This is a genomic window from Cronobacter turicensis (assembly GCF_041222865.1).
Classification (GTDB): Bacteria; Pseudomonadota; Gammaproteobacteria; order Enterobacterales; family Enterobacteriaceae; genus Cronobacter; species Cronobacter turicensis.
The window spans coordinates 3,997,683-4,023,538 of the sequence record NZ_CP165997.1; the positions used below are offsets into that span (position 1 = coordinate 3,997,683).

Here is a 25,856-nt window from a genome sequence, read left to right on the forward strand (position 1 = left end):
GACAGAACTATGTTCGAACAACGCGTAAATTCTGACGTACTGACCGTTTCTACCGTTAACTCTCAGGATCAGGTGACTCAAAAGCCCCTGCGTGACTCGGTAAAACAGGCACTGAAGAACTATTTTGCTCAACTGAATGGTCAGGATGTTAATGATCTGTATGAGCTGGTACTGGCTGAAGTAGAACAGCCCCTGTTGGACATGGTGATGCAATACACCCGCGGCAACCAGACCCGCGCTGCGCTGATGATGGGTATCAACCGCGGTACGCTGCGTAAAAAATTGAAAAAATACGGCATGAACTAAGTTCGCTTAGTAAATTGCTGATTAAAAAGGCGCTAACCGGCATGGGGAAGCGCCTTTTTTGTTTTGTGCCGATCGCCCTGCCGCCGTTCTCCCGCCTGGCCTGACAAATACCGCCCCCGCGCTACACTAATGTCAGTATCGTGCCAGAAATATCGGCGCCGTAGCGACATGGCTGAACACGGTTATACCTGTCAAATCCATTGACACTAAGGGGTCTTAAATTGCTTCCGCCGGGTTTTCGGCAGTGATAATGTTCAGCGCTCCCTCTACACTCCGCAGGCCCGCCAGGCAAGGCCTGAGGATGCACGACCCTTTTTGGATGAGACGCCATGCTGGTTAGTCATTACGACCATGTTCTTGTTGTGACCTCTTTTATAGTGGCTATCCTGGCGTCAAGTACCGCGCTGAATATGGCCGGGCGCGTGACCACCAGCAGCGGCCACGTCGCGCGCATCTGGCTGGTGGGCGGCAGCGTCGCAATGGGCATAGGCATCTGGGCGATGCATTTTATCGGCATGCTGGCGATGAGCCTGCCTGTCACGTTAAGTTATGACCCTCTCATTACCACGGCATCGCTGCTTATCGCCATCGGCTCCGCGCTGTTCGCGCTGTGGCTGGTGTCCGGCGCTGAGCTAAAAGCCTCTCGTCTTATTCCTGGCTCGTTGGTTCTGGGCTGCGGTATTGCCGCGATGCACTATACCGGTATGGCGGCGCTGCTGGTGGAGCCGGGCATTATCTGGGCCTGGGGATGGGTAGCGCTGTCAGTGGTGATTGCCCTGCTGGCCTCGGTGGCCGCGCTGTGGCTCACTTTCCGGCTGCGCCAGGATGTGGGCCACGTCGCGCTGATGCGCGCGGGGGCCGCCATCATTATGGGGATTGCGATCGCGGGCATGCATTATACCGGTATGCTGGCCGCCAATTTTTCCGGCCACACCCATGCCACGCATATGGGCGTGAATACCCGCTGGCTGGCGCTGGTCGTGACGCTGGTGACGCTTGCGATACTCGGCATCTCGCTGCTGATGTCGATGTTCGACGCCCGTCTGCAGGCGCGCACCTCGCTGCTCGCCTCTTCACTGGCTGAAGCCAATAAAGAACTGGCCCAGCTGGCGCTGCACGACACGCTCACGCGCCTGCCGAATCGTATTCTGCTTGAGGATCGTCTCGATCAGGCGATTAGCAAAGCCGATCGCGAAGAGAGCCGTTTTACGCTGATGTTTATGGATCTCGACGGCTTCAAAGCCGTCAATGACGCCTACGGACATAACACGGGCGACCGGCTTTTGGTTGCCGTTACCGAGCGCCTGAAGGAACAGCTTAAAGGGCAGTTTACGCTGGCGCGCATCGGCGGCGATGAGTTTGTATTACTGGCGGAAACCGATCAGCCCAATGACGCGGCGGGGCTTGCCAACGCCCTGGTGCACGCGTTCGATACGCCTTTTACCATTCAGCCTTATGAAGTCGTGGTGACGATCAGCATCGGCATCGCCTTCTACCCGCACGACGGCAAAAATAGCCGTGAGCTGCTGTTTAATGCCGATGCCGCGATGTACCACACCAAGCACACCGGCCGTAACGGTTACAGTTTTTTCCAGCCTTCCATGAACACCCAGGCGCAGACCCAGCTTCAGTTGATGAATGATCTCTGGCTGGCGCGCGAGCGTAAAGAGCTTCGCCTTGTTTATCAGCCAAAATTCCAGGCGCCTTCCGGACCGGTTGTCGGTTTTGAGGCGCTGCTGCGCTGGCAGCATCCGCAATACGGGCTGCTGTCGCCTGATGCGTTTCTGCCGCTGGCGGAAAAAACCGGGATGATTATTAATATTGGCGAATGGGTGCTGGACGAAGCCTGCCGCCAGTTGAATGAGTGGCACCTGGCGGGTCACACCGCCTGGTCGGTTGCCGTGAATCTCTCCACGATGCAGTTTGAGCAGCCGGGCCTGGTGGAGATGGTAATGGGCTGTCTTGAACGCCATCAGATAGCGCCGGAGAAACTGATTCTGGAAGTGACCGAAACCACGGCCATGAGTAATCCGGATGAAAGTGTGCGATTGCTTACCCGGCTCACGGAGCTCGGCGTGAAAGCGTCGATTGACGATTTCGGTACGGGTTATTCGAGCCTACTCTATCTGAAGCGTCTGCCCGCCAGCGAACTGAAAATTGACCGCGCATTTGTGAATGAATTACGCGCCGAGGGCGAGGATGCGACGATCGTTTCCGCCATTGTAGCGCTGGCGAAGACCCTTAATCTGCGGGTAGTGGCCGAAGGGGTGGAAACGGTTGAACAGCAGCAGTTCCTCACGGAGCTTGGCTGCAACACCTTACAGGGCTATTTGCTCGGCAAACCGTTGCCACCGGAGGTGATCACGCGCGAAGGTGAAAATCTGGCGCCCCTCAGCCGGTAGCGGTAACAGAAGAAAGCACCTCAGGCTAAGCGCCACGCCAGCGGCTACCAGACGGCTGGCGAAGAGGCGTTTATTTTTGATTACCCGGTTGCGCGCCGTTATTTTCCGGGCGCGGCAACATGCGCAATATATTGTCCACCAGCGCGGGCGCCTGACTGAAAAGATCGCAGGCGTCGGGTTGAAATAACCAGTTTTTAAGAATACCACTCAGGCAGCCGTGTAAAATCGTTAACATGATATCGACATCCAAAGAGCCGGCGATTTGTTTATCCGCAATGCCCTGCCGCAATAATTCGCCAACATAACGCCTGCTGAACCCAATACGCTCGCGGATTTCGCCCTCCGGCATCATCGCTTCATCAAATTCGCATTTACGGTAAAGAATTTGCAGCAGCGCGCGCTGACGTGGACTCCTGGCGATATATTGCAGTGCGGCAATGAATGTTTCCCGTAATAAACGTAAAGGATCGCGCCACGCCTCCTCTGAAATGGTCGGGCGGATGATGTCTCTTACCGGTAATTGCTGCTGCCAGATTGCATTAAACAATTCCGCCTTACTGGTGAAATGCCAGTACACCGCGCCGCGCGTCACCTGCGCGGCCTGCGCGATATCGGTAAGCGTGGTATGCGCGACACCTTGCTCGGCAAACATAAAAATGGCGGCATCGATCAGTTGCTGGCGCGTCTTGAGCGCCTCTTGTTTGGTTCTCCGGGCCATAAATCACCTTGCCTTTTCCTGGCGGGGTAGACATTAAAAGAGCTTTGCCGTTTTTATCACATCCTGGCTTTTTAAGGGTGTGATTTTTTATATAGATTTAAAGAATGAATTAATAATTAAAATACAAAATATAAATACATTTCATTCGTGACATATTTCCGCGCAGGCAGTAACAAACTCATTTCGGAAATCATAAAACTAAAAATAAATGAAGCACATTCTTTGCTTTCTGATGCTTTTCGCTGTCCGAATAAATAAGGAATGCTGACACAGACGCCGGATTATTTGTACGATAGCGCTTTGTTATTTTCAGCTCATCCATATTCCTGCTACCGGCCTGACGGTGGATATCGTATTTATGCTAATAAAGGAACAGCAATGACCAATTATGCCAGGCTTCTGCTTATGCCTCTTGGCCTGTACTTCTGTGTGTCAGGGATGACAGGTTGTGATTCTCAAAGTGATAACGCGCCTGCCGCCGCCGCGCCCCAGGTGACCGTGCATATCGTGCAGCCTTCTCCCGTCGCGGTGGTCACCGAACTGCCGGGCCGCACCCGCGCGTTTCGCGTAGCCCAGGTTCGTCCGCAGGTCAGCGGTATTATCCTCAGCCGAAACTTTACCGAAGGCGCTGATGTTAACGCAGGCGACTCGCTCTACCAGATAGACCCCGCGATGTATCAGGCGGCGTGGCAGAGCGCCAGAGGAGATCTCGCGAAAGCGCAGGCCGCGGCCGAGATGGCCCGCCTGACGGTAAAACGTTACGCGGCGCTGACGGGCACGCAGTACATCAGCAAGCAGGAATATGACGAGGCGGTAGCAAGTGCTCATCAGGCAGAGGCGAGCGTCGCGGCGGCGAAAGCCGCGCTTGAGAGCGCCAGAATCAATCTGGCCTGGACGAAAGTCACTTCGCCAATCAGCGGACGCATCGGCAAATCCAGCGTGACCGAAGGCGCGCTCGTGACCAACAGCCAGGCGAGCGAACTGGCGACGGTTCAGCAGCTCGATCCGATGTATGTGGACGTCACGCAATCCAGCACCGATTTTCTGCGCCTGAAAAATGCGATGGCCCAGGGGAACGTTGAAAAAGAAGCCGATGCCGGGAACGTCGAACTGGTAATGGAAAACGGCGATACCTACCCGCTGAAAGGCCAGTTGCAGTTCTCCGACGTTACCGTCGATGAGAGCACCGGCTCGATTACGCTGCGCGCACTTTTCCCGAACCCGCAGCATCTCCTGCTGCCTGGGATGTTCGTGCGCGCCCGCATTCACGAAGGAATTCAGCCTGACGCCATTCTGGTGCCTCAACAGGGCGTGACGCGCACGCCGCGCGGCGAGGCGATGGTCATGGTCGTTAATGAGAAAAACCAGGTGGAAAACCGCAGCGTCACGACAAGTCAGGCCATTAAAGAGAACTGGCTCGTCACCAGCGGGCTTAAAACGGGCGAGAAAGTCATCGTCAGCGGACTGCAAAAAGCGCATCCGGGCGCCGTCGTCACGCCCGTTTCCGCGCCTGCGAAATAAGGTAACGCTATGGCTAACTTCTTTATTCAACGCCCTATTTTCGCCTGGGTTCTGGCGATAATCATGATGATGGCGGGCGCGCTGGCGATCTTACAGCTTCCCATCGCCCAGTACCCGACCATCGCCCCGCCCGCTATCGCCGTTTCGGCGACGTATCCGGGCGCCGATGCGCAGACGGTGCAGGACACCGTAACGCAGGTTATCGAGCAGAACATGAATGGCATCGATAACCTGATGTACATGTCCTCCACCAGCGACTCCGCGGGCGGCGTGACCGTCACGCTCACCTTTACCTCCGGTACTGACCCGGACATCGCCCAGGTGCAGGTGCAAAATAAGCTGCAGCTCGCCATGCCGCTGCTGCCGCAGGAGGTCCAGCAACAGGGCGTGAGCGTCGAGAAATCCAGCAGTAGTTACCTGTTGGTTGCCGGATTTATTAGCGACAACCCGCTGCTGACCCAGGAAGATATCGCTGACTACGTCTCTTCGGATGTTAAAGACACGATCAGCCGCACCAATGGCGTCGGCGACGTGCAGCTGTTCGGCGCGCAATATGCCATGCGCATCTGGCTTGATACGCATGCGATGAATAACTACCAGCTCACGCCGCTGGACGTTATCAATCAACTGAAAGCGCAGAATAACCAGATAGCCGCAGGCCAGCTCGGCGGCACGCCCGCCGTGCCGGGGCAGCAGCTTAACGCGTCGATCATCGCCCAGACGCGGCTTAAAGATCCGCAGGAGTTTGGCCGCGTTATGCTGAAGGTCAACCCGGACGGCTCGCAGGTGCGCCTGCGCGACGTGGCGCGGATTGAACTGGGCGGCGAGAACTACAATATGCTGACCAAAATTAACGGTCAGCCCGCCACGGGGCTTGGCATCAAGCTTGCTACCGGCGCCAACGCGCTGGATACCGCAAAGGCGATTAAAACGACGCTTGCCGATTTGCAGCACTATTTCCCTCAGGGCATGAAGGTGGTTTATCCCTACGACACCACGCCGTTTGTGAAAATCTCCATTCACGAAGTGGTGAAAACGCTGTTTGAAGCCATCGTCCTGGTTTTCCTGGTGATGTACCTGTTCCTGCAAAACCTGCGGGCGACGCTTATCCCTACCATCGCCGTGCCGGTTGTGCTGCTCGGCACCTTCGCGGTGCTGGCGGCGTTCGGTTATTCCATCAATACCCTGACGATGTTCGGGATGGTGCTGGCGATAGGGCTGCTGGTGGATGACGCCATCGTGGTGGTCGAAAACGTCGAGCGCGTGATGGCGGAAGAGAAACTGCCGCCTAAAGAGGCGACGCAGCTGTCGATGTCGCAGATTCAGGGCGCGCTGGTAGGGATCGCAATGGTGCTCTCTGCCGTTTTCGTGCCGATGGCGTTCTTTGGCGGCTCGACCGGCGCTATCTACCGGCAATTCTCCGTGACTATCGTCTCCTCTATGGCGCTTTCCGTGCTGGTGGCGCTGATCCTCACGCCAGCCCTGTGCGCCACGCTGCTCAAACCGGCGGCGGACGATCACCACGAGAAGAAAGCGAAGTTTTTCGTCTGGTTTAATGCGCGCTTTGATCTGAGCGTAAACCACTACACCCAGAGCGTGGGCGGTATTCTGCATAAAACCGGGCGCTATCTTTTACTCTATCTGCTGATTGTGGCGGGTATGACGGTACTCTTTGTCCGCCTGCCGACATCCTTCCTGCCGGAAGAAGATCAGGGCGTCTTTATGACGATGGTGCAGCTGCCGTCGGGCGCGACGCAGGCGCGCACTCAGCAACTGCTCGACCAGGTGACGCATTACTATCTCAACGATGAGAAAGCCAATGTGGACTCGGTATTTACCGTCAGCGGCTTTAGCTTCAGCGGTCAGGGGCAAAACGCCGGGATTGCGTTTATCAGCCTTAAGCCGTGGGAGGAGCGCCCCGGTCATGAAAACAGCGTCGGGGCGATTGTTTCCCGCGCAAGCCATGCATTCGGCAAGCTCCAGGACGGGCTGGTTTTTCCGTTTAACCTCCCGGCCATTCTTGAACTGGGCACCGCCACCGGCTTTGACTTCGAGCTGAAAGATCAGGCCAACCTGGGGCATGACGCGCTGACGCAGGCGCGCAATCAGCTGCTGGGCATGGTTCATGAGCATCCGGACGTACTGACGCGCGTACGCCCGAATGGCCTTGAAGATACGCCTCAGTTCAAACTGGATGTCGATCAGGAGAAAGCGCAGGCGCTGGGCGTGTCGATTCCGGACATTAACCAGACGATTATGACGGCGCTGGGCGGCACCTACGTCAATGACTTTATCGACCGGGGCCGTGTGAAAAAAGTCTACGTCCAGGCCGATGCGACGTTCCGTATGTTGCCGTCTGATATCGGCGCTATTTACGTGCGCGGCAGCGGCGGCGATATGGTGCCGCTGTCTGCATTTACCACGTCGCACTGGATCTACGGCTCACCACGTCTGGAGCGTTACAACGGGATGCCGTCCATGGAAATTCTGGGGGAGGCGGCGCCCGGCAGAAGTACCGGCGAAGCGATGGCGCTCATGGAAAGCCTCGCCGCGAAACTGCCTTCTGGCATCGGCTACGACTGGACCGGGCTCTCTTATCAGGAACGCCTTTCCGGCAACCAGGCGCCCGCGTTATACGCCATTTCGCTGGTGGTGGTGTTTCTGTGTCTGGCGGCGCTTTATGAAAGCTGGTCGATTCCGTTTTCAGTGATGCTGGTGGTGCCGCTGGGGATTATCGGCGCGCTGCTGGCAGCGTCGCTGCGCGGGCTCAATAACGACGTTTATTTCCAGGTGGGCCTGTTGACGACGATCGGGTTGTCGGCGAAAAACGCCATTTTGATTGTCGAGTTCGCGAAGGATCTGATGGAAAAAGAGGGGCGGAGCCTGACGGACGCGACGCTTGAAGCGGTGCGCTTACGCCTGCGTCCGATTCTGATGACATCGCTGGCGTTTATTCTCGGCGTACTGCCGCTGGTGCTTAATCGCGGGGCGGGCAGCGGCGCCCAGAACGCGGTCGGCACCGGCGTGATGGGCGGTATGCTCAGCGCCACGCTACTGGCGATTTTCTTCGTGCCGGTCTTTTTCGTGGTGATCCGCCGACGCTTTATGAAGCCAAACGGCAATGCGTAAGCCGTAATTAACGGGCGCCTTAACGGCGCCCTCTTTTATTTTCTTTTCCTGATTTGCCATAGTCGATTATCATCAAAATCACCGCAAGCCCTTACCAGCATTACATTATTATTAAGACGTCATTACGGCGCGCGATGTTGTTAATTTTTATCCTCCATAATTCCTTCACATTGATCCTGATTTGCACCCCGCTTATCCATCATTTTTACATTTCACATGAATTGCAATTATTGTCCTCTCAACGCAGGGCCAGACGCGTGATAACCTTCCTTTACTGGCCGCTGCCGATAAATGATTAATGTATTCGAATCGTTTCGGGACGGCGATTTATTCTGTAGAGGTGAATGATGAAAAAAGTAATTCCCGCCGCGCTGCTTTGTACGTTACTGGCTGGTTGCGCCCATGATTCCCCTTGCGTGCCGGTTTATGACGATCAGGGCCGTCTGGTGCATACCAACACATGCATGAAAGGCACCACGCAGGATAACTGGGAAACCGCAGGCGCTGTCGCTGGCGGTGCCGCTGCGCTCGCCGGGTTAACGATGGGCATTATCGCGCTGAGTAAATAAGCGGACACCGGCGGGCCTCTGCGCCCGCCTCGCTGCTTTAAAACGGTGCAGATTTTTGTCATAAGGTAAAATTTTGGCATTGCTTTGGCGCATAATAAAAAAGCAGCCTTAAAAGCATGTTCTTTTTTAGCGTCGCTGCTTTGTTATTTTAAATCCCCACGTGAGTTATCTTACAGGTTTCTTCGTTGATTGTTCCTGCAATATTAACGCAGTAAATCATCTTCCTGCCTTCTGAATAAAACGCTGATTATTTTGCTCCAAAATGTGGCGTGCATACTCTTTTTGCACTTTTTCAGTGCGCTTATTTATTTCTTTTATGTCTACACTTCGCTTAATACATCTGAACATGGCTTTTTAAGCCTGATGTAAACCTGGCACTCCCTTTGCTTTACCCCCTATGGCTTATGCCACAGACAGCAAACTGGCGCCTCCCGGTCGCCTTATATCTATAACGATAATTCTCGCCACACAGGATGCATTATGAAGAAGATGATGATCGCCACTCTGGCCGCCGCAGGCACGCTGTTCGCCGTTGCTAACCAGGCCCATGCGGGCGCCACGCTGGACAGTGTGAAAAAGAAAGGTTTTGTGCAGTGCGGCATCAGTGACGGTTTGCCGGGCTTTTCCTATGCGGATGCCGGCGGCAAGTTTACCGGTATTGACGTTGATGTCTGCCGCGGCGTGGCTGCTGCTGTCTTTGGCGACGCGTCAAAAGTGAAATATACCCCGCTGACCGCGAAAGAGCGCTTCACTGCGCTGCAATCCGGCGAAGTGGACGTACTTTCCCGTAACACCACGTGGACGTCATCACGCGATGCGGGCATGGGCATGTCTTTCACTGGCGTGACCTATTACGACGGCATCGGCTTCCTGACCCATAATAAAGCGGGTCTGAAAAGCGCTAAAGAGCTGGATGGCGCAACCGTGTGTATCCAGGCCGGTACTGATACCGAGCTGAACGTGGCGGATTACTTTAAAGCCAACAATATGAAATATACGCCGGTGACCTTCGATCGCTCCGATGAGTCAGCCAAGGCGCTGGAATCCGGGCGCTGCGATACGCTGGCCTCCGACCAGTCCCAGCTCTACGCACTGCGCATTAAGCTCAGCAACCCTGCCGAATGGATTGTGCTACCGGAAGTTATCTCTAAAGAACCGCTGGGCCCGGTTGTTCGCCGTGGCGATGAGGAGTGGTTCTCCATTGTGCGCTGGACGCTGTTCGCCATGCTGAACGCCGAAGAGATGGGTATCGACTCCAAAAACGTGGACGCCAAAGCGGCTAATCCTTCCACGCCGGATATGGCGCATCTGTTAGGGAAAGAAGGCGACTACGGTAAAGACCTGAAGCTTGATAACAAGTGGGCATATAACATCATTAAGCAGGTCGGTAACTATGGCGAGATTTTCGAGCGTAACGTCGGCCAGGAAAGCCCGCTGAAGATCAAACGCGGCCAGAACAACCTCTGGAATAAAGGCGGTATTCAGTACGCGCCGCCGGTGCGTTAAGCATTATGCCGTTACGGGCGTCGCTGTCGCGGCGCCCAGCCCAGAGTTATGGTTGCCTGAGGTTTACCTATGTTGCATCGACGCCCTGGCGTGAAAGGACCTCTTTCCCTTTCCAGCCCTGCGGTTCGCGCGTGGCTGTACCAGATTGTGGCGATTGCTGTCGTGCTTGGCATCGCCGCGTATTTAATTCATAACACTATTACCAACCTGAACAGCCGGGGTATTACCTCAGGGTTTGCGTTTCTCGACCGCAGCGCCGGGTTTGGCATCGTTCAGCATCTGATTGATTACCAGGAAGGCGACACGTATGGCCGCGTTTTCCTGGTCGGTCTGATGAATACACTGCTGGTCTCCGCGCTCTGTATCGTTTTCGCCTCTTTTCTCGGTTTTTTTATCGGTCTTGCGCGGCTCTCCGATAACTGGCTGCTGCGTAAACTCTCTACGGTTTATATCGAGACCTTCCGCAACATTCCGCCGCTGTTGCAGATCTTCTTCTGGTATTTCGCGGTGCTGCGTAATTTGCCGGGTCCCCGGCAGGCGGTCAGCGCGTTCGATCTGGCGTTTTTAAGCAACCGCGGGCTTTATCTGCCGTCGCCCGAGGCGGGAGAAGGCGCGCTGGCCTTTGTGGCCGCGCTGGTTATCGCGTTGACGCTTTCCGCCGGGTTATATCGCTTTAATAAAAAACACCAGATGAAGACGGGCCAGCTGCGGCGTACCTGGCCGACGCTGCTGCTGCTTATCATCGTGCTGCCATTACTGGCGCATCTGGCGTTCGGCCCTGCGTTGCGCTGGGATGTGCCTGCGCTGCGCGGGTTTAACTTCCGCGGCGGGCTGGCGCTGATCCCCGAGCTGGCGGCGCTCACGCTGGCGCTTTCCGTTTATACCTCCGCGTTTATCGCTGAGATTATTCGCGCCGGGATTTTATCCGTCCCGTACGGCCAGCATGAGGCGGCCCGCTCGTTAGGCCTGCCGAACCCGGTCACGCTGCGCCAGGTGATCATTCCGCAGGCGATGCGCGTCATTATCCCGCCATTAACCAGCCAGTATCTGAACATCGTGAAGAACTCATCGCTCGCGGCCGCCATCGGTTACCCCGATATGGTGTCGCTGTTTGCCGGTACGGTGCTGAACCAGACCGGACAGGCGATTGAAACGATCGCTATTACGATGTCGGTATACCTGATTATCAGCCTGTCGATTTCGCTGCTGATGAACCTTTATAACCGACGTATAGCCCTGGTGGAGCGCTAAACCATGACGACGAATGCGATATCGCCTGCTCCTGCGCGTCCGGTTAACCGCGGCGCGCTGGTCTGGATGCGTAAAAACCTGTTCTCCAGCTGGGGCAACAGCCTGCTGACACTGTTTTGCCTCTGGATGATGTGGGAGCTTATCCCACCGCTGCTGAACTGGGCCTTTTTTCAGGCCAACTGGGTGGGCAGCACACGCGCCGACTGCACCAAAGAAGGCGCCTGCTGGGTATTTATTCACGCCCGCTTCGGCCAGTTTATGTATGGGCTCTATCCACACGACGAGCGCTGGCGCATTAATCTGGCGCTGATTATTGGCCTGCTGTCCATTGCGCCGATGTTCTGGCACGCGCTGCCGCGACGCGGACGCTATATCGCCTGCTGGGCCGTCGCGTATCCCGTTGTGGTGTGGTGGCTGCTGTATGGCGGTTTTCTGGGGCTTGAGCGCGTCGAAACCCGCCAGTGGGGCGGCCTGACGTTGACGCTGATTATCGCCTCGGTGGGGATAGCCGGCGCGCTGCCGCTGGGTATTCTCCTGGCGCTGGGGCGTCGTTCCGGAATGCCGGTAGTGCGGGTGCTCTCGGTGATTTTTATTGAGTTCTGGCGCGGCGTACCGCTCATCACGGTGCTGTTTATGTCATCCGTGATGCTGCCGCTGTTTATGGCGGAAGGAACCAGCATCGACAAGCTTATCCGCGCGCTGGTCGGGGTGATTCTGTTCCAGTCCGCGTATGTGGCGGAAGTGGTTCGCGGCGGCTTGCAGGCGCTGCCCAAAGGTCAGTACGAAGCAGCGGAATCGCTGGCGCTGGGCTACTGGAAAACACAAGGGCTGGTGATCCTGCCACAGGCATTGAAGCTTGTGATTCCGGGCCTGGTCAATACCATCATCGCCCTTTTTAAAGACACCAGTCTGGTGATTATCATCGGGCTTTTCGATCTTTTCAGCAGCGTGCAACAGGCGACTGTCGATCCCGCCTGGCTCGGGATGTCGACGGAGGGCTATGTTTTTGCCGCACTGATCTATTGGATCTTCTGCTTTAGCATGTCGCGCTATAGCCAGCATCTGGAAAAGCGCTTTCACACCGGGCGTACGCCGCACTGAGGATAACCATGAGTCAAATAACACTGCAGCCTGCCGACGCGATGATTACGCTGGAAAACGTCAATAAATGGTATGGTCAGTTTCATGTGCTTAAAGATATTAACCTGAAGGTGAAACAGGGAGAGCGCATCGTGTTGTGCGGGCCATCGGGCTCCGGGAAATCAACCACGATCCGCTGTATCAATCATCTGGAAGAACATCAGCAGGGGCGCATTGTGGTCGACGGCATTGAGCTGAACGACGACCTGCGCAATATCGAAAAGGTGCGTACCGAAGTAGGCATGGTATTTCAGCATTTTAATCTGTTTCCTCACCTGACCGTATTGCAGAACTGTACGCTGGCGCCGATTTGGGTGCGTAAGCTCCCCAAAAAAGAGGCGGAAGCGCTGGCGATGCATTATCTGGAAAGGGTGCGTATTGCAGAACATGCGCATAAATTTCCGGGGCAGATCTCCGGTGGACAGCAACAACGCGTGGCGATTGCCCGCTCGCTGTGCATGAAACCGAAAATTATGCTGTTTGATGAGCCGACGTCGGCGCTCGATCCGGAAATGGTCAAAGAGGTGCTCGACACGATGATTGGACTCGCGGAATCCGGTATGACGATGTTATGCGTTACCCATGAAATGGGGTTTGCGCGTACGGTGGCAGACCGGGTTATCTTTATGGATCGCGGCGAAATTGTAGAGGAGGCGCCGCCGCAGGCGTTTTTCTCAAATCCCCGGTCAGAACGTACCCGCGCCTTTCTCTCTCAGGTTATTCACTGATCGTCCTTTCGCCCCGCCGGTTCGGTGGGGCGCTTATTGTTATATGCTTTGTACTCTGGATAAGACATGAACCACGCGGTTTTCGCCGCAGGTGAAGAATTGCGTTGAGGACAGGAGAGGATATTCAGGTTCAGGAAGAATATTGAGGGGTAAAGTAAATCATGGATTATATAAAAGCAAAAACCCCTCAGCAGTGCTGAGGGGTTCTTTAATTGATGTCTGGCAGTTCCCTACTCTCGCATGGGGAGACCCCACACTACCATCGGCGCTACGGCGTTTCACTTCTGAGTTCGGCATGGGGTCAGGTGGGACCACCGCGCTACAGCCGCCAGACAAATTCTTTTTAAATGCCGAACTTTAACCGAAAAACTGGTGCTGATACCCAGAGTCGAACTGGGGACCTCACCCTTACCAAGGGTGCGCTCTACCAACTGAGCCATATCAGCACACTAAATTTGATGCCTGGCAGTTCCCTACTCTCGCATGGGGAGACCCCACACTACCATCGGCGCTACGGCGTTTCACTTCTGAGTTCGGCATGGGGTCAGGTGGGACCACCGCGCTACAGCCGCCAGGCAAATTCTGTCTGTTCACCGCTTTCGCCATGAACATTTATCCGTCACAAGCTGAATCTCTCTCTCAACACGCCAGACTTCTTTGGCGTTGTAAGGTTAAGCCTCACGGTTCATTAGTACCGGTTAGCTCAACGCATCGCTGCGCTTACACACCCGGCCTATCAACGTCGTCGTCTTCAACGTTCCTTCAGGAGACTTATAGTCTCAGGGAGAACTCATCTCGGGGCAAGTTTCGTGCTTAGATGCTTTCAGCACTTATCTCTTCCGCATTTAGCTACCGGGCAGTGCCATTGGCATGACAACCCGAACACCAGTGATGCGTCCACTCCGGTCCTCTCGTACTGGGAGCAGCCCCCTCAATTCTCCAGCGCCCACGGCAGATAGGGACCGAACTGTCTCACGACGTTCTAAACCCAGCTCGCGTACCACTTTAAATGGCGAACAGCCATACCCTTGGGACCTACTTCAGCCCCAGGATGTGATGAGCCGACATCGAGGTGCCAAACACCGCCGTCGATATGAACTCTTGGGCGGTATCAGCCTGTTATCCCCGGAGTACCTTTTATCCGTTGAGCGATGGCCCTTCCATACAGAACCACCGGATCACTATGACCTGCTTTCGCACCTGCTCGAGCCGTCACTCTCGCAGTCAAGCCAGCTTATGCCATTGCACTAACCTCCTGATGTCCGACCAGGATTAGCTGACCTTCGTGCTCCTCCGTTACACTTTGGGAGGAGACCGCCCCAGTCAAACTACCCACCAGACACTGTCCCCACGCCGGATCACGGCGCCAGGTTAGAACATCAAACATTAAAGGGTGGTATTTCAAGGTTGGCTCCACGCAGACTGGCGTCCACGCTTCAAAGCCTCCCACCTATCCTACACATCAAGGCTCAATGTTCAGTGTCAAGCTGTAGTAAAGGTTCACGGGGTCTTTCCGTCTTGCCGCGGGTACACTGCATCTTCACAGCGAGTTCAATTTCACTGAGTCTCGGGTGGAGACAGCCTGGCCATCATTACGCCATTCGTGCAGGTCGGAACTTACCCGACAAGGAATTTCGCTACCTTAGGACCGTTATAGTTACGGCCGCCGTTTACCGGGGCTTCGATCAGGAGCTTCTCTTGCGATAACCCCATCAATTAACCTTCCGGCACCGGGCAGGCGTCACACCGTATACGTCCACTTTCGTGTTTGCACAGTGCTGTGTTTTTAATAAACAGTTGCAGCCAGCTGGTATCTTCGACTGACTTCAGCTCCACCCGCAGGGGCTTCACCTACATGTCAGCGTGCCTTCTCCCGAAGTTACGGCACCATTTTGCCTAGTTCCTTCACCCGAGTTCTCTCAAGCGCCTTGGTATTCTCTACCTGACCACCTGTGTCGGTTTGGGGTACGATTTAATGTTACCTGATGCTTAGAGGCTTTTCCTGGAAGCAGGGCATTTGTCACTTCAGCACCGTAGTGCCTCGTCATCACGCCTCAGCCTTAACTTTCCGGATTTGCCTGGAAAGTCAGCCTACACGCTTAAACCGGGACAACCGTCGCCCGGCCAACATAGCCTTCTCCGTCCCCCTTCGCAGTAACACCAAGTACAGGAATATTAACCTGTTTCCCATCGACTACGCCTTTCGGCCTCGCCTTAGGGGTCGACTCACCCTGCCCCGATTAACGTTGGACAGGAACCCTTGGTCTTCCGGCGAGCGGGCTTTTCACCCGCTTTATCGTTACTTATGTCAGCATTCGCACTTCTGATACCTCCAGCATGCCTCACAGCACACCTTCGACGGCTTACAGAACGCTCCCCTACCCAACAACACATAGTGTCGCTGCCGCAGCTTCGGTGCATGGTTTAGCCCCGTTACATCTTCCGCGCAGGCCGACTCGACCAGTGAGCTATTACGCTTTCTTTAAATGATGGCTGCTTCTAAGCCAACATCCTGGCTGTCTGGGCCTTCCCACATCGTTTCCCACTTAACCATGACTTTGGGACCTTAGCTGGCGGTCTGGGTTGTTTCCCTCTTCACGACGGACGTTAGCACCCGCCGTGTGTCTCCCGTGATAACATTCTCCGGTATTCGCAGTTTGCATCGGGTTGGTAAGCCGGGATGGCCCCCTAGCCGAAACAGTGCTCTACCCCCGGAGATGAATTCACGAGGCGCTACCTAAATAGCTTTCGGGGAGAACCAGCTATCTCCCGGTTTGATTGGCCTTTCACCCCCAGCCACAGGTCATCCGCTAATTTTTCAACATTAGTCGGTTCGGTCCTCCAGTTAGTGTTACCCAACCTTCAACCTGCCCATGGCTAGATCACCGGGTTTCGGGTCTATACCCTGCAACTTAACGCCCAATTAAGACTCGGTTTCCCTTCGGCTCCCCTATACGGTTAACCTTGCTACAGAATATAAGTCGCTGACCCATTATACAAAAGGTACGCAGTCACCCTCTTACGAAGGCTCCCACTGCTTGTACGTACACGGTTTCAGGTTCTGTTTCACTCCCCTCGCCGGGGTTCTTTTCGCCTTTCCCTCACGGTACTGGTTCACTATCGGTCAGTCAGGAGTATTTAGCCTTGGAGGATGGTCCCCCCATCTTCAGACAGGATATCACGTGTCCCGCCCTACTCATCGAGCTCACAGCCTGTATGCTTTCATGTACGGGACTTTCACCCTGTATCGTGCGACTTTCCAGACGCTTCCATTAACACACAAGCTGATTCAGGCTCTGGGCTGTTCCCCGTTCGCTCGCCGCTACTGGGGGAATCTCGGTTGATTTCTTTTCCTCGGGGTACTTAGATGTTTCAGTTCCCCCGGTTCGCCTCGTTTGACTATGTATTCATCAAACGATGATGCACCAGAGTGCACCGGGTTTCCCCATTCGGACATCGTCGGTTATAACGGTTCATATCACCTTACCGACGCTTTTCGCAGATTAGCACGTCCTTCATCGCCTCTGACTGCCAGGGCATCCACCGTGTACGCTTGTTCGCTTAACCTCACAACCCGAAGAAGTCTTCGTGCTGCGAGTTTGAGAGACTCTGACACACCGCGCATTCCTTATTACGGAGAAATGCAACAGCATGTCTGTTTCAATTTTCAGCTTGTTCCGGATTGTTAAAGAGCAAATATCTCAAACATGACTTTACAGTCAGTTTTGAGATATTAATCGGTAACGCCTTTCACTCATTACCAGCAGGTGGCGTCCCTTAGGGGATTCGAACCCCTGTTACCGCCGTGAAAGGGCGGTGTCCTGGGCCTCTAGACGAAAGGGACTTCGCTTTCGCAGACAACCCTGCTTCTTTACTTTCTATCAGACAATCTGTGTGAGCACGCGAGGTTGTATCTTTCAGGTAAGGAGGTGATCCAACCGCAGGTTCCCCTACGGTTACCTTGTTACGACTTCACCCCAGTCATGAATCACAAAGTGGTAAGCGCCCTCCCGAAGGTTAAGCTACCTACTTCTTTTGCAACCCACTCCCATGGTGTGACGGGCGGTGTGTACAAGGCCCGGGAACGTATTCACCGTGGCATTCTGATCCACGATTACTAGCGATTCCGACTTCATGGAGTCGAGTTGCAGACTCCAATCCGGACTACGACGCACTTTATGAGGTCCGCTTGCTCTCGCGAGTTCGCTTCTCTTTGTATGCGCCATTGTAGCACGTGTGTAGCCCTGGTCGTAAGGGCCATGATGACTTGACGTCATCCCCACCTTCCTCCGGTTTATCACCGGCAGTCTCCTTTGAGTTCCCACCATTACGTGCTGGCAACAAAGGATAAGGGTTGCGCTCGTTGCGGGACTTAACCCAACATTTCACAACACGAGCTGACGACAGCCATGCAGCACCTGTCTCAGAGTTCCCGAAGGCACTCCCGCATCTCTGCAGGATTCTCTGGATGTCAAGACCAGGTAAGGTTCTTCGCGTTGCATCGAATTAAACCACATGCTCCACCGCTTGTGCGGGCCCCCGTCAATTCATTTGAGTTTTAACCTTGCGGCCGTACTCCCCAGGCGGTCGACTTAACGCGTTAGCTCCGGAAGCCACGCCTCAAGGGCACAACCTCCAAGTCGACATCGTTTACGGCGTGGACTACCAGGGTATCTAATCCTGTTTGCTCCCCACGCTTTCGCACCTGAGCGTCAGTCTTCGTCCAGGGGGCCGCCTTCGCCACCGGTATTCCTCCAGATCTCTACGCATTTCACCGCTACACCTGGAATTCTACCCCCCTCTACGAGACTCAAGCTTGCCAGTTTCAAATGCAGTTCCCAGGTTGAGCCCGGGGATTTCACATCTGACTTAACAAACCGCCTGCGTGCGCTTTACGCCCAGTAATTCCGATTAACGCTTGCACCCTCCGTATTACCGCGGCTGCTGGCACGGAGTTAGCCGGTGCTTCTTCTGCGAGTAACGTCAATGACTGCGGTTATTAACCACAACCCCTTCCTCCTCGCTGAAAGTACTTTACAACCCGAAGGCCTTCTTCATACACGCGGCATGGCTGCATCAGGCTTGCGCCCATTGTGCAATATTCCCCACTGCTGCCTCCCGTAGGAGTCTGGACCGTGTCTCAGTTCCAGTGTGGCTGGTCATCCTCTCAGACCAGCTAGGGATCGTCGCCTAGGTGAGCTTTTACCCCACCTACTAGCTAATCCCATCTGGGCACATCTGATGGCATGAGGCCCGAAGGTCCCCCACTTTGGTCCGAAGACGTTATGCGGTATTAGCTACCGTTTCCAGTAGTTATCCCCCTCCATCAGGCAGTTTCCCAGACATTACTCACCCGTCCGCCACTCGTCAGCAGAGCAGCAAGCTGCTCTCTGTTACCGTTCGACTTGCATGTGTTAGGCCTGCCGCCAGCGTTCAATCTGAGCCATGATCAAACTCTTCAATTAAAAGTCTGATGCTCAAAGAATTAAACTGTTAGTTCGTAATGAATTAACTGTTGTTCACTTGAGACTTGATATTCATTTATCGTCCGAAGACGTTAAGATATCAGTGCCCCGAGTGCCCACACAGATTGTCTGATAAATTGTTAAAGAGCGGTGCGACGCGGCTTTCAGCCTGCTGTCGCGAGGTGGCGTATATTACGCTTTCCTCTTTCAGAGTCAACCCTTAATTTCAGGATTTTTCTCTTTCCGACTCACCGTCGCTGTGTGATGTTTTTCATCAGCGCCGTGTCGATGGAGGCGCATTATAGGGAGTTCTCTTCAGGCCGCAACACAAAAATCGCAGAAAAATGACTGACTGCTGCATTCCCCAGCAAAACCCCGGTTTATACCCTTTTGCACACAGAGTTATCCACAAACCGCCTATCACCCGAAATTTTGCGAGCGCCACGCAAACGTTTTCGCTACAATGCGGCCCTGTTAACAACACGCGCTTTTTCAGGAGCGTGAGCTACATTTCAGTAAAAAATGGCTGGTATTTAGCTAACGCTCTTCTGTAATGATCAAATCCAGGGGATTTATACATGCAACAACCTCGTCCTGTACGCCGCGCTCTGCTCAGCGTTTCTGACAAAGCCGGTATCGTCGACTTCGCCCGCGCACTTTCTTCGCGTGGTGTTGAGCTTCTCTCTACGGGCGGTACGGCTCGTCTGCTGGCGGAGGCTGGACTGCCAGTGACGGAAGTCTCCGACTATACGGGCTTTCCGGAGATGATGGATGGCCGCGTCAAAACCCTGCACCCGAAAGTCCACGGCGGCATTCTGGGTCGCCGCGGCCAGGATGACGAGATTATGGCGCAGCATGCTATCTCCCCGATTGATATGGTGGTAGTTAACCTCTACCCGTTCGCCCAGACGGTCGCGCGCGAAGGCTGCACGCTGGAAGACGCGGTTGAGAATATCGATATCGGCGGCCCGACGATGGTCCGCTCCGCCGCCAAGAACCATAAAGATGTCGCCATTGTGGTAAAGAGCAGCGACTACACCGCCATTATTGAAGAGCTGGATGCGAACCACGGCTCGCTGACCTTTACGACGCGTTTCGATCTCGCGATTAAAGCCTTCGAACACACCGCCGCGTATGACAGCATGATCGCCAACTACTTCGGAAGCCTGGTGCCTGCCTATCATGGCGAAACCAGTGCGCCTGCTGGCCGCTTCCCGCGCACCCTCAACCTGAACTTCATTAAGAAGCAGGATATGCGTTATGGCGAGAACAGCCATCAGCAGGCCGCCTTCTATATAGAAGAAGAAATTAAAGAAGCGTCTGTCGCAACTGCCAGGCAGGTCCAGGGTAAAGCGCTCTCTTATAACAACATCGCTGATACCGACGCCGCGCTGGAATGCGTAAAAGCGTTTAGCGAACCGGCCTGCGTCATCGTGAAGCATGCCAACCCGTGCGGCGTTGCCGTCAGCAGCTCGATTCTCGACGCCTATGACCGCGCTTACAAAACCGACCCGACGTCCGCCTTTGGCGGCATCATCGCCTTTAACCGCGAGCTGGACGCCGAAACCGCGCAGGCGATCATTTCTCGCCAGTTCGTTGAAGTCATTATCGCGCCGTCCGCCAGTGACGACGCCCTGAAAATCACCGCCGCGAAGCAAAACGTGCGCGTCCTGGTGTGTGGCGAATGGCAGTCTCGCGCACCGGGCCTGGATTTCAAACGCGTTAATGGCGGCCTGCTGGTTCAGGACCGCGATCTGGGCATGGTGACCGAAGGCGATCTACGCGTGGTGACGAAGCGCCAGCCGACCGAACAAGAGCTGCGCGACGCGCTCTTCTGCTGGAAAGTGGCGAAATTCGTGAAATCCAACGCCATTGTTTACGCTCGCGATAACATGACCATCGGCATCGGCGCAGGCCAGATGAGCCGCGTCTATTCCGCTAAAATCGCCGGTATTAAAGCAGGCGACGAAGGACTGGAAGTTAAAGGTTCGGCGATGGCTTCCGACGCGTTCTTCCCGTTCCGCGACGGTATTGACGCCGCCGCGGCCGTGGGCATCACCTGTGTTATCCAGCCGGGTGGTTCGATTCGCGATGACGAAGTGATCGCCGCCGCCGACGAGCACGGCATCGCCATGATCTTCACCGACATGCGCCATTTCCGCCATTAATCACGGAGCTACGATGAAAGTATTAGTTATTGGTAATGGCGGGCGCGAGCACGCGCTGGCCTGGAAAGCCGTCCAGTCGCCGCACGTTGAAACCGTTTTTGTGGCGCCGGGCAACGCCGGTACGGCGCTTGAGCCCGCGCTGCAAAACGTCGCGATAAACCCGACCGACATTCCGGCGCTGCTGAGCTTTGCGCGGGCTGAAAACATCGATCTGACGATTGTCGGGCCGGAAGCGCCGCTGGTTATCGGCGTGGTGGACGCGTTTCGCGCCGCCGGCCTGAGAATCTTCGGGCCGACGAAAGGCGCGGCGCAGCTCGAAGGCTCCAAAGCCTTCACGAAAGATTTCCTGGCGCGCCATCGCATCCCGACGGCGGAATACCAGAACTTTACCGAGACCGAACCGGCGCTGGCGTATATCCGTGAAAAAGGCGCGCCGATCGTTATCAAGGCCGACGGCCTGGCGGCGGGCAAAGGCGTTATCGTGGCGATGACGCTTGCCGAAGCCGAAGCGGCGGTGCTGGACATGCTGGCGGGCAATGCGTTTGGCGACGCAGGCCACCGCATCGTGGTGGAAGAGTTTCTGGATGGCGAAGAGGCCAGCTTTATCGTCATGGTGGATGGCGAGCATGTGGAGCCGATGGCCACCAGCCAGGATCATAAGCGCGTCGGCGATGGCGACACCGGCCTGAACACCGGCGGTATGGGCGCTTACTCTCCGGCCCCTGTCGTCACTGATGACGTCTTCCAGCGCACCATGGAACGTATCATATGGCCAACCGTGCGCGGCATGGCGGCGGAAGGCAACACCTACACCGGGTTTCTGTATGCGGGCCTGATGATCGATAAACAGGGCAACCCGAAAGTTATCGAATTCAACTGCCGCTTTGGCGACCCGGAAACGCAGCCGATCATGATGCGCTTGCAGTCCGATCTGGTTGAGCTTTGCCTTGCCGCCTGCGACGGCAAACTCGATACGGTGAAATCGCAATGGGATCCGCGCCCGTCACTGGGCGTGGTCATGGCCGCAGGCGGCTATCCGGGCGACTACCGCACCGGCGATGTGATCCACGGCCTGCCGATTGAAGAGATTGCAAACGGTGATGGCAAAGTCTTCCATGCCGGCACGACGCTGCGCGACGACGACCGCGTCGTGACCAGCGGCGGGCGCGTGCTGTGCGTGACCGCGCTGGGCGACAGCGTCGCGCAGGCGCAGGCGCGCGCTTACCGCTTAGCGGAAGATATTCACTGGGATGACTGCTTCTGCCGTAAAGATATCGGCTATCGCGCTATCGCGCGCGAGCAGGCGAAATAAGCGCCCGTACGTCGGAGCGGCTTAAACGTAAAAGCGACGGTTAATCCCGTCGCTTTTTTTTATTGGATTCAGAAACTGTCAGGCTTCGGCTGCCAGGCGCAAAAATCTTCATTCGCCACCAGCAACAGCTGGGTACCCTCCGGCGCCTCCAGCCAGGCGGCGCTGACGCGCGCCTTCGCATGACGCTGGCGCTCTGAGAGACGCTCCTGCGCCCTTCTGTCGAACTCAGGCTGCACAATCTGTCCTTCACAGGTCGTCATGGTGCCATCCGTGTTCCAGCGCCCCTGTCGCAGCACCACGCGTCCGACGCGTAGCGCGTCGCTGGTATTGCGCATCTGCGTGGCGCGATATTGCCACAGCGCGATTTGATCGCTGGAAAGCTGCTGTTTCTGTCCGTTAACGTCGCGCTGCATAAAGCTCAGCCCACCGCGATCGTCGAACCGCACTTTTACTTGCTCGGGCTGCTTACCCTCAAGCCGATAATCCACGGACGTGAGCGCGTCCTTCTGCCAGCGATAATCGCTGGTCGAGGTCTTATCGCCAGACCAGGGGCTGAACGCCGCCAGCAGGTGTACGGAGCCATCGTTATTGTCTTTGCGCCACAGACGCAAAACGCCGTCATCGGCCAGATAGCCGCTGGCGGTAAAGGGGGGAATGTCCGGGGTGGAACGACAGGCGGAAAGGAACAGCGCACCCGTCAGCGCCAGCATACGCCAGCCAAACAAAAGGGGCGATTTCGCCCCTTCGTTAAAACCTTTCACTGCCACGCGGTTTACTTAACAGCGTCTTTCAGTGCTTTGCCAGAAACGAAAGCCGGCACGTTAGCTGCAGCGATTTTGATTTCTTTACCGGTCTGCGGGTTGCGGCCAGTACGCTCAGCGCGGTGGTTCACTTTGAAGGTACCGAAACCAACCAGCTGTACAGCATCGCCTTCTTTCAGAGACTCAGTAATCGCAGCCAGAGTGGATTCCAGAGCAGCTTTCGCTTGCGCTTTAGACAGGTCAGCCTTGTCTGCAATTACATCAATCAGTTGAGTCTTGTTCATAAGTTATCCTTACAATGTGTTTATCGCTTGCTAAGCATCGAGTGCGACGGAAATGCCTTGAAAGCACTCTCCTGCATACACGCACCGATAGCCACTTTTTTTCGCCTCCCAAATGTAGACCAGACGGGGGGCTAATTGGAAGCCTTCAGGTGAGACAAAACAGGCTGTAAATCACGTTTTGTTGTCTCATTGCTGCAAATTTATACCGATATTACTGGTTCCATCTTCGCGCAGGTCTGCGCGCAGGCCTTTTATCAGTTCAATATCGCGTTCTTCGCAGGCGGCCAGTAAACGGAAAATTTCCCACTGAATATCCCATTCCTGCTCTACAGCCGGGTTCGCTTTCAGCTCATCGTCCGTCATTTCACGGCCCGCCTGGGTCATCTCCAGCATGGCGACGGTCGTGATGGAGGTCTCGCTGACTTCAATCGCGTGCTCCAGCGTCTCGCCGCTCAGGCGCGAATGCACCAGCTCGCTCAGCGCGACGCAGGCATCGATAGCCGGGTAGACGCCGTAAAGGTCATAATCTTCCGCCGCTGGGATCGCTTCTTCGAGCTTTTCGAGCTGGCTGTCGAAATTCACTTTGGCGTCTTTGACCGTCAGCGTTTCCCAGATGAGATCGAGAATACGGCGATACAGCTGCGCATCGCCGAAACCGGTCTGCTCGCAGAACATGGCGTAGTTGGGGTACATCCGCTCGCACAGCGAGGCCATGAAGGTCACATGCTGCCAGGCTTCCAGCTTTTCCAGCCGCAGGTGAATAGGGTTTTGTAACATAGTGGCGTCTCACAGACCGAAAATTAGCGGCAGTGTACCTCAATCACCCCTGAATTTCCTGCCATCGTAGAAAGGCGGGACGCCCGGACGCGACGGCATCCGCCCAGCGCGTCGGTTCCGGTAGCCGGTAGCCTTTCGTGCAGCGCTGTACCCAGCCGAGCGCGGTATCAATGCTGACGCGATGTCCTGTCGAGACAAAGAGCGGATTGCAGCGCGCTTTGCTGCGCCACACCCACGCCAGTTGCTCGCCTTTATCCATCAGCGGCGAAACCGCGCCGGGTTCGTCGGAGAGTGGTTCAAACTTGCCGCACAGCCGTTTCTTGGCGACGCCAATCGTCGGCACATCCACCAGCATCCCGAAATGGCTCGCCACGCCGAGGCGGCGCGGATGCGAAATACCGTGCCCGTCGACAAACAGCAAATCCGGCTTTCTGGAGAGCATCTCCCAGGCGGCAAGCAGCGCCGGGTATTCGCGAAACGACAGAAAGCCGGGGATGTACGGCATGGTGGTTGGAATGCGCGCCACCTGGTACTCCACCAGCTCCAGAGACGGATACTTCAGCAGCACCATCGCCGCCCGCGTCACTTCGCCGCCCTGTTCAAACCCGACATCCGCCCCACCGATAATCGTCGGCGGAGAGACATTTAACCGGTCCTCGCGGACCACATTTGATGCCAGTTCGATTTGTTGTGCGCGAAGCGTCGCGAGATCCATAATTTCTCCTTACAGGTGATAAGGCGCCGATAAGCGGTGAACCGCCTCGACGAAGGCCCCCGCGTGTTCCGGAGGCACATCCTGATGAATGCCATGCCCCAGGTTGAACACATGGCCTTCACCGTGGCCGAAACCAGCAAGTATAGACGCCACTTCCTCTTCGATACGGGCAGGCGATGCGTAAAGCATCGAGGGATCCATATTGCCCTGCAGCGCGACCTTGTGTCCCACGCGACGGCGCGCATCGGCGATATCGGTCGTCCAGTCGAGTCCGAGCGCGTCACAGCCGGTCTCCGCTATCGCTTCCAGCCACTGGCCGCCGCCTTTAGTAAACAGCGTCACCGGCACGCGTCGGCCTTCGTTTTCGCGCAGCAGCCCGTCGACGATTTTATGCATGTAGTAAAGCGAGAATTGCTGGTAGTCGCGTCCGGTCAGCACGCCGCCCCAGGTATCGAAAATCATCACCGACTGGGCGCCCGCGCGGATCTGCGCGTTCAGATAGAGCGTGACGCTTTTCGCGAGCTTATCGAGCAGCAAATGCAGCGTCTGCGGCTCGGCATACATCATTTTCTTAATAACGGTAAACGCTTTGCTGCTGCCGCCTTCCACCATGTAAGTGGCGAGCGTCCACGGGCTGCCGGAGAAGCCGATCAGCGGCACTTCGCCTTTCAGCTCGCGGCGGATCGTGCGCACCGCGTTCATGACATAGCCGAGCTCCTGTTCCGGATCCGGCACCGGCAGTTTTTCTACGTCCGCTTTGCCCGTAATCGGCGACGTAAAGCGTGGGCCTTCGCCCGCTTCAAAATAGAGCCCCAGCCCCATCGCATCCGGAATCGTCAGAATGTCCGAAAAGAGGATCGCCGCATCGAGCGGATAGCGACGCAGCGGCTGTAGCGTCACTTCGCACGCCAGCTCGGCGTTTTTGCAAAGCGACATAAAATCGCCCGCCTGCGCGCGGGTGGCCTTATATTCCGGCAGATAACGCCCCGCCTGTCTCATCATCCACACCGGGGTGACATCCACGGGCTGACGTTGCAGGGCGCGCAGGTAACGATCGTTTTTCAGTTCGGTCATTTTTTCTTATTCCTCAAGCGACAGGCCGCC

At 55.8% G+C, this 25,856-nt stretch carries 17 protein-coding genes, 2 tRNA genes and 4 rRNA genes; 11 read left to right on the top strand and 12 right to left on the bottom strand.

Features of this window, described 5'->3' with window-relative positions; translation table 11 throughout:
* Positions 1 to 9 precede the first annotated feature (9 nt).
* Both fis and AB8W27_RS19095 read left to right on the top strand, forming a co-directional pair.
* Positions 10 to 306 (top strand): DNA-binding transcriptional regulator Fis, encoded by a 297-nt coding sequence (fis, locus tag AB8W27_RS19090; protein WP_000462905.1) that lies wholly within the window; start codon positions 10 to 12, stop codon positions 304 to 306.
* 329 nt (positions 307 to 635) lie between these two features.
* Positions 636 to 2,708: a bifunctional diguanylate cyclase/phosphodiesterase gene (locus tag AB8W27_RS19095; RefSeq protein WP_012814966.1), complete on the top strand. Its 2,073-nt coding sequence runs from the start codon at positions 636 to 638 to the stop codon at positions 2,706 to 2,708.
* Positions 2,709 to 2,778: 70 nt separating this feature from the next.
* On the opposite strand, the gene envR is transcribed toward AB8W27_RS19095, so the two are convergent.
* Positions 2,779 to 3,366: an acrEF/envCD operon transcriptional regulator gene (gene envR / locus AB8W27_RS19100; RefSeq protein WP_282898625.1), complete on the bottom strand. Its 588-nt coding sequence runs from the start codon at positions 3,364 to 3,366 to the stop codon at positions 2,779 to 2,781.
* Positions 3,367 to 3,804: 438 nt separating this feature from the next.
* On the opposite strand from envR, the gene AB8W27_RS19105 reads away from it, so the two are divergent.
* From AB8W27_RS19105 to AB8W27_RS19135, 7 genes are all read left to right on the top strand, one after another.
* The gene (locus AB8W27_RS19105; protein WP_041923101.1) at positions 3,805 to 4,947 is read left to right on the top strand and encodes an efflux RND transporter periplasmic adaptor subunit; all 1,143 of its coding nucleotides are present in this window, start codon (positions 3,805 to 3,807) and stop codon (positions 4,945 to 4,947) included.
* A 9-nt stretch (positions 4,948 to 4,956) separates the two neighbouring features.
* Complete coding sequence (locus tag AB8W27_RS19110) at positions 4,957 to 8,076, top strand: efflux RND transporter permease subunit (protein ID WP_012814963.1); 3,120 nt, start codon at positions 4,957 to 4,959, stop codon at positions 8,074 to 8,076.
* Between the two features lie 347 nt (positions 8,077 to 8,423).
* Complete coding sequence (locus tag AB8W27_RS19115) at positions 8,424 to 8,645, top strand: hypothetical protein (RefSeq protein WP_007766599.1); 222 nt, start codon at positions 8,424 to 8,426, stop codon at positions 8,643 to 8,645.
* Between the two features lie 480 nt (positions 8,646 to 9,125).
* On the top strand, positions 9,126 to 10,151 hold the full coding sequence (locus AB8W27_RS19120; protein ID WP_041923100.1) for an amino acid ABC transporter substrate-binding protein: 1,026 nt from the start codon (positions 9,126 to 9,128) through the stop codon (positions 10,149 to 10,151).
* 69 nt (positions 10,152 to 10,220) lie between these two features.
* A complete protein-coding gene (locus AB8W27_RS19125) occupies positions 10,221 to 11,402 on the top strand; it encodes an amino acid ABC transporter permease (protein WP_012814960.1) in 1,182 nt (393 codons plus the stop codon).
* 3 nt (positions 11,403 to 11,405) lie between these two features.
* Complete coding sequence (locus AB8W27_RS19130; protein WP_012814959.1) at positions 11,406 to 12,503, top strand: amino acid ABC transporter permease; 1,098 nt, start codon at positions 11,406 to 11,408, stop codon at positions 12,501 to 12,503.
* Positions 12,504 to 12,511: 8 nt separating this feature from the next.
* Positions 12,512 to 13,270 carry an amino acid ABC transporter ATP-binding protein gene (locus AB8W27_RS19135; protein WP_012814958.1) on the top strand — a complete coding sequence of 253 codons (759 nt, stop codon included), beginning with the start codon at positions 12,512 to 12,514 and terminating at the stop codon, positions 13,268 to 13,270.
* A gap of 217 nt (positions 13,271 to 13,487) precedes the next feature.
* Here the strand turns inward: AB8W27_RS19135 and rrf (AB8W27_RS19140) are convergent.
* The 6 genes from rrf (AB8W27_RS19140) to AB8W27_RS19165 form a co-directional block, all read right to left on the bottom strand.
* Positions 13,488 to 13,603, bottom strand: a 5S ribosomal RNA gene (gene rrf / locus AB8W27_RS19140).
* Between the two features lie 37 nt (positions 13,604 to 13,640).
* Positions 13,641 to 13,716, bottom strand: a tRNA-Thr gene (locus AB8W27_RS19145).
* Between the two features lie 14 nt (positions 13,717 to 13,730).
* Positions 13,731 to 13,846: ribosomal RNA gene (rrf, locus tag AB8W27_RS19150) — 5S ribosomal RNA — on the bottom strand.
* Positions 13,847 to 13,937: 91 nt separating this feature from the next.
* Positions 13,938 to 16,837: ribosomal RNA gene (locus AB8W27_RS19155) — 23S ribosomal RNA — on the bottom strand.
* A gap of 201 nt (positions 16,838 to 17,038) precedes the next feature.
* A tRNA-Glu gene (locus AB8W27_RS19160) sits at positions 17,039 to 17,114 on the bottom strand.
* 78 nt (positions 17,115 to 17,192) lie between these two features.
* Positions 17,193 to 18,735 (bottom strand): 16S ribosomal RNA (locus tag AB8W27_RS19165).
* Together the 16S, 23S and 5S rRNA genes with 2 tRNA genes alongside form the textbook arrangement of a ribosomal RNA operon.
* Before the next feature lie 578 nt (positions 18,736 to 19,313).
* Here AB8W27_RS19165 and purH point away from each other — a divergent pair.
* Together purH and purD are read left to right on the top strand one after the other, a co-directional pair.
* Positions 19,314 to 20,903: a bifunctional phosphoribosylaminoimidazolecarboxamide formyltransferase/IMP cyclohydrolase gene (gene purH, locus AB8W27_RS19170; RefSeq protein ID WP_012814957.1), complete on the top strand. Its 1,590-nt coding sequence runs from the start codon at positions 19,314 to 19,316 to the stop codon at positions 20,901 to 20,903.
* Between the two features lie 13 nt (positions 20,904 to 20,916).
* A complete protein-coding gene (gene purD / locus AB8W27_RS19175; RefSeq protein WP_041923099.1) occupies positions 20,917 to 22,215 on the top strand; it encodes a phosphoribosylamine--glycine ligase in 1,299 nt (432 codons plus the stop codon).
* A gap of 68 nt (positions 22,216 to 22,283) precedes the next feature.
* Here the strand turns inward: purD and AB8W27_RS19180 are convergent, their stop codons facing one another.
* The 5 genes from AB8W27_RS19180 to hemE form a co-directional block, all read right to left on the bottom strand.
* Positions 22,284 to 22,982 carry a DUF1481 domain-containing protein gene (locus AB8W27_RS19180; RefSeq protein WP_282914052.1) on the bottom strand — a complete coding sequence of 233 codons (699 nt, stop codon included), beginning with the start codon at positions 22,980 to 22,982 and terminating at the stop codon, positions 22,284 to 22,286.
* A 5-nt stretch (positions 22,983 to 22,987) separates the two neighbouring features.
* A complete protein-coding gene (gene hupA / locus AB8W27_RS19185; protein WP_002884342.1) occupies positions 22,988 to 23,260 on the bottom strand; it encodes a nucleoid-associated protein HU-alpha in 273 nt (90 codons plus the stop codon).
* A gap of 186 nt (positions 23,261 to 23,446) precedes the next feature.
* Entirely contained in the window at positions 23,447 to 24,037 is a 591-nt protein-coding gene (locus AB8W27_RS19190) for a YjaG family protein (protein ID WP_007766587.1), read from the bottom strand.
* A 43-nt stretch (positions 24,038 to 24,080) separates the two neighbouring features.
* Entirely contained in the window at positions 24,081 to 24,752 is a 672-nt protein-coding gene (gene nfi / locus AB8W27_RS19195) for a deoxyribonuclease V (protein WP_007766586.1), read from the bottom strand.
* A 9-nt stretch (positions 24,753 to 24,761) separates the two neighbouring features.
* Complete coding sequence (gene hemE, locus AB8W27_RS19200) at positions 24,762 to 25,826, bottom strand: uroporphyrinogen decarboxylase (protein WP_007766585.1); 1,065 nt, start codon at positions 25,824 to 25,826, stop codon at positions 24,762 to 24,764.
* Between the last annotated feature and the right edge of the window lie 30 nt (positions 25,827 to 25,856).

Coding starts and splice junctions, on each gene's coding strand:
- fis (WP_000462905.1), top strand. CDS start 10: ATGTTCGAACAACGCGTAAATTCTGACGTACTGACCGTTTCTACCGTT.
- AB8W27_RS19095 (WP_012814966.1), top strand. CDS start 636: ATGCTGGTTAGTCATTACGACCATGTTCTTGTTGTGACCTCTTTTATA.
- AB8W27_RS19105 (WP_041923101.1), top strand. CDS start 3,805: ATGACCAATTATGCCAGGCTTCTGCTTATGCCTCTTGGCCTGTACTTC.
- AB8W27_RS19110 (WP_012814963.1), top strand. CDS start 4,957: ATGGCTAACTTCTTTATTCAACGCCCTATTTTCGCCTGGGTTCTGGCG.
- AB8W27_RS19115 (WP_007766599.1), top strand. CDS start 8,424: ATGAAAAAAGTAATTCCCGCCGCGCTGCTTTGTACGTTACTGGCTGGT.
- AB8W27_RS19120 (WP_041923100.1), top strand. CDS start 9,126: ATGAAGAAGATGATGATCGCCACTCTGGCCGCCGCAGGCACGCTGTTC.
- AB8W27_RS19125 (WP_012814960.1), top strand. CDS start 10,221: ATGTTGCATCGACGCCCTGGCGTGAAAGGACCTCTTTCCCTTTCCAGC.
- AB8W27_RS19130 (WP_012814959.1), top strand. CDS start 11,406: ATGACGACGAATGCGATATCGCCTGCTCCTGCGCGTCCGGTTAACCGC.
- AB8W27_RS19135 (WP_012814958.1), top strand. CDS start 12,512: ATGAGTCAAATAACACTGCAGCCTGCCGACGCGATGATTACGCTGGAA.
- purH (WP_012814957.1), top strand. CDS start 19,314: ATGCAACAACCTCGTCCTGTACGCCGCGCTCTGCTCAGCGTTTCTGAC.
- purD (WP_041923099.1), top strand. CDS start 20,917: ATGAAAGTATTAGTTATTGGTAATGGCGGGCGCGAGCACGCGCTGGCC.
- hupA (WP_002884342.1), bottom strand. CDS start 23,260: ATGAACAAGACTCAACTGATTGATGTAATTGCAGACAAGGCTGACCTG.
- AB8W27_RS19190 (WP_007766587.1), bottom strand. CDS start 24,037: ATGTTACAAAACCCTATTCACCTGCGGCTGGAAAAGCTGGAAGCCTGG.
- nfi (WP_007766586.1), bottom strand. CDS start 24,752: ATGGATCTCGCGACGCTTCGCGCACAACAAATCGAACTGGCATCAAAT.
- hemE (WP_007766585.1), bottom strand. CDS start 25,826: ATGACCGAACTGAAAAACGATCGTTACCTGCGCGCCCTGCAACGTCAG.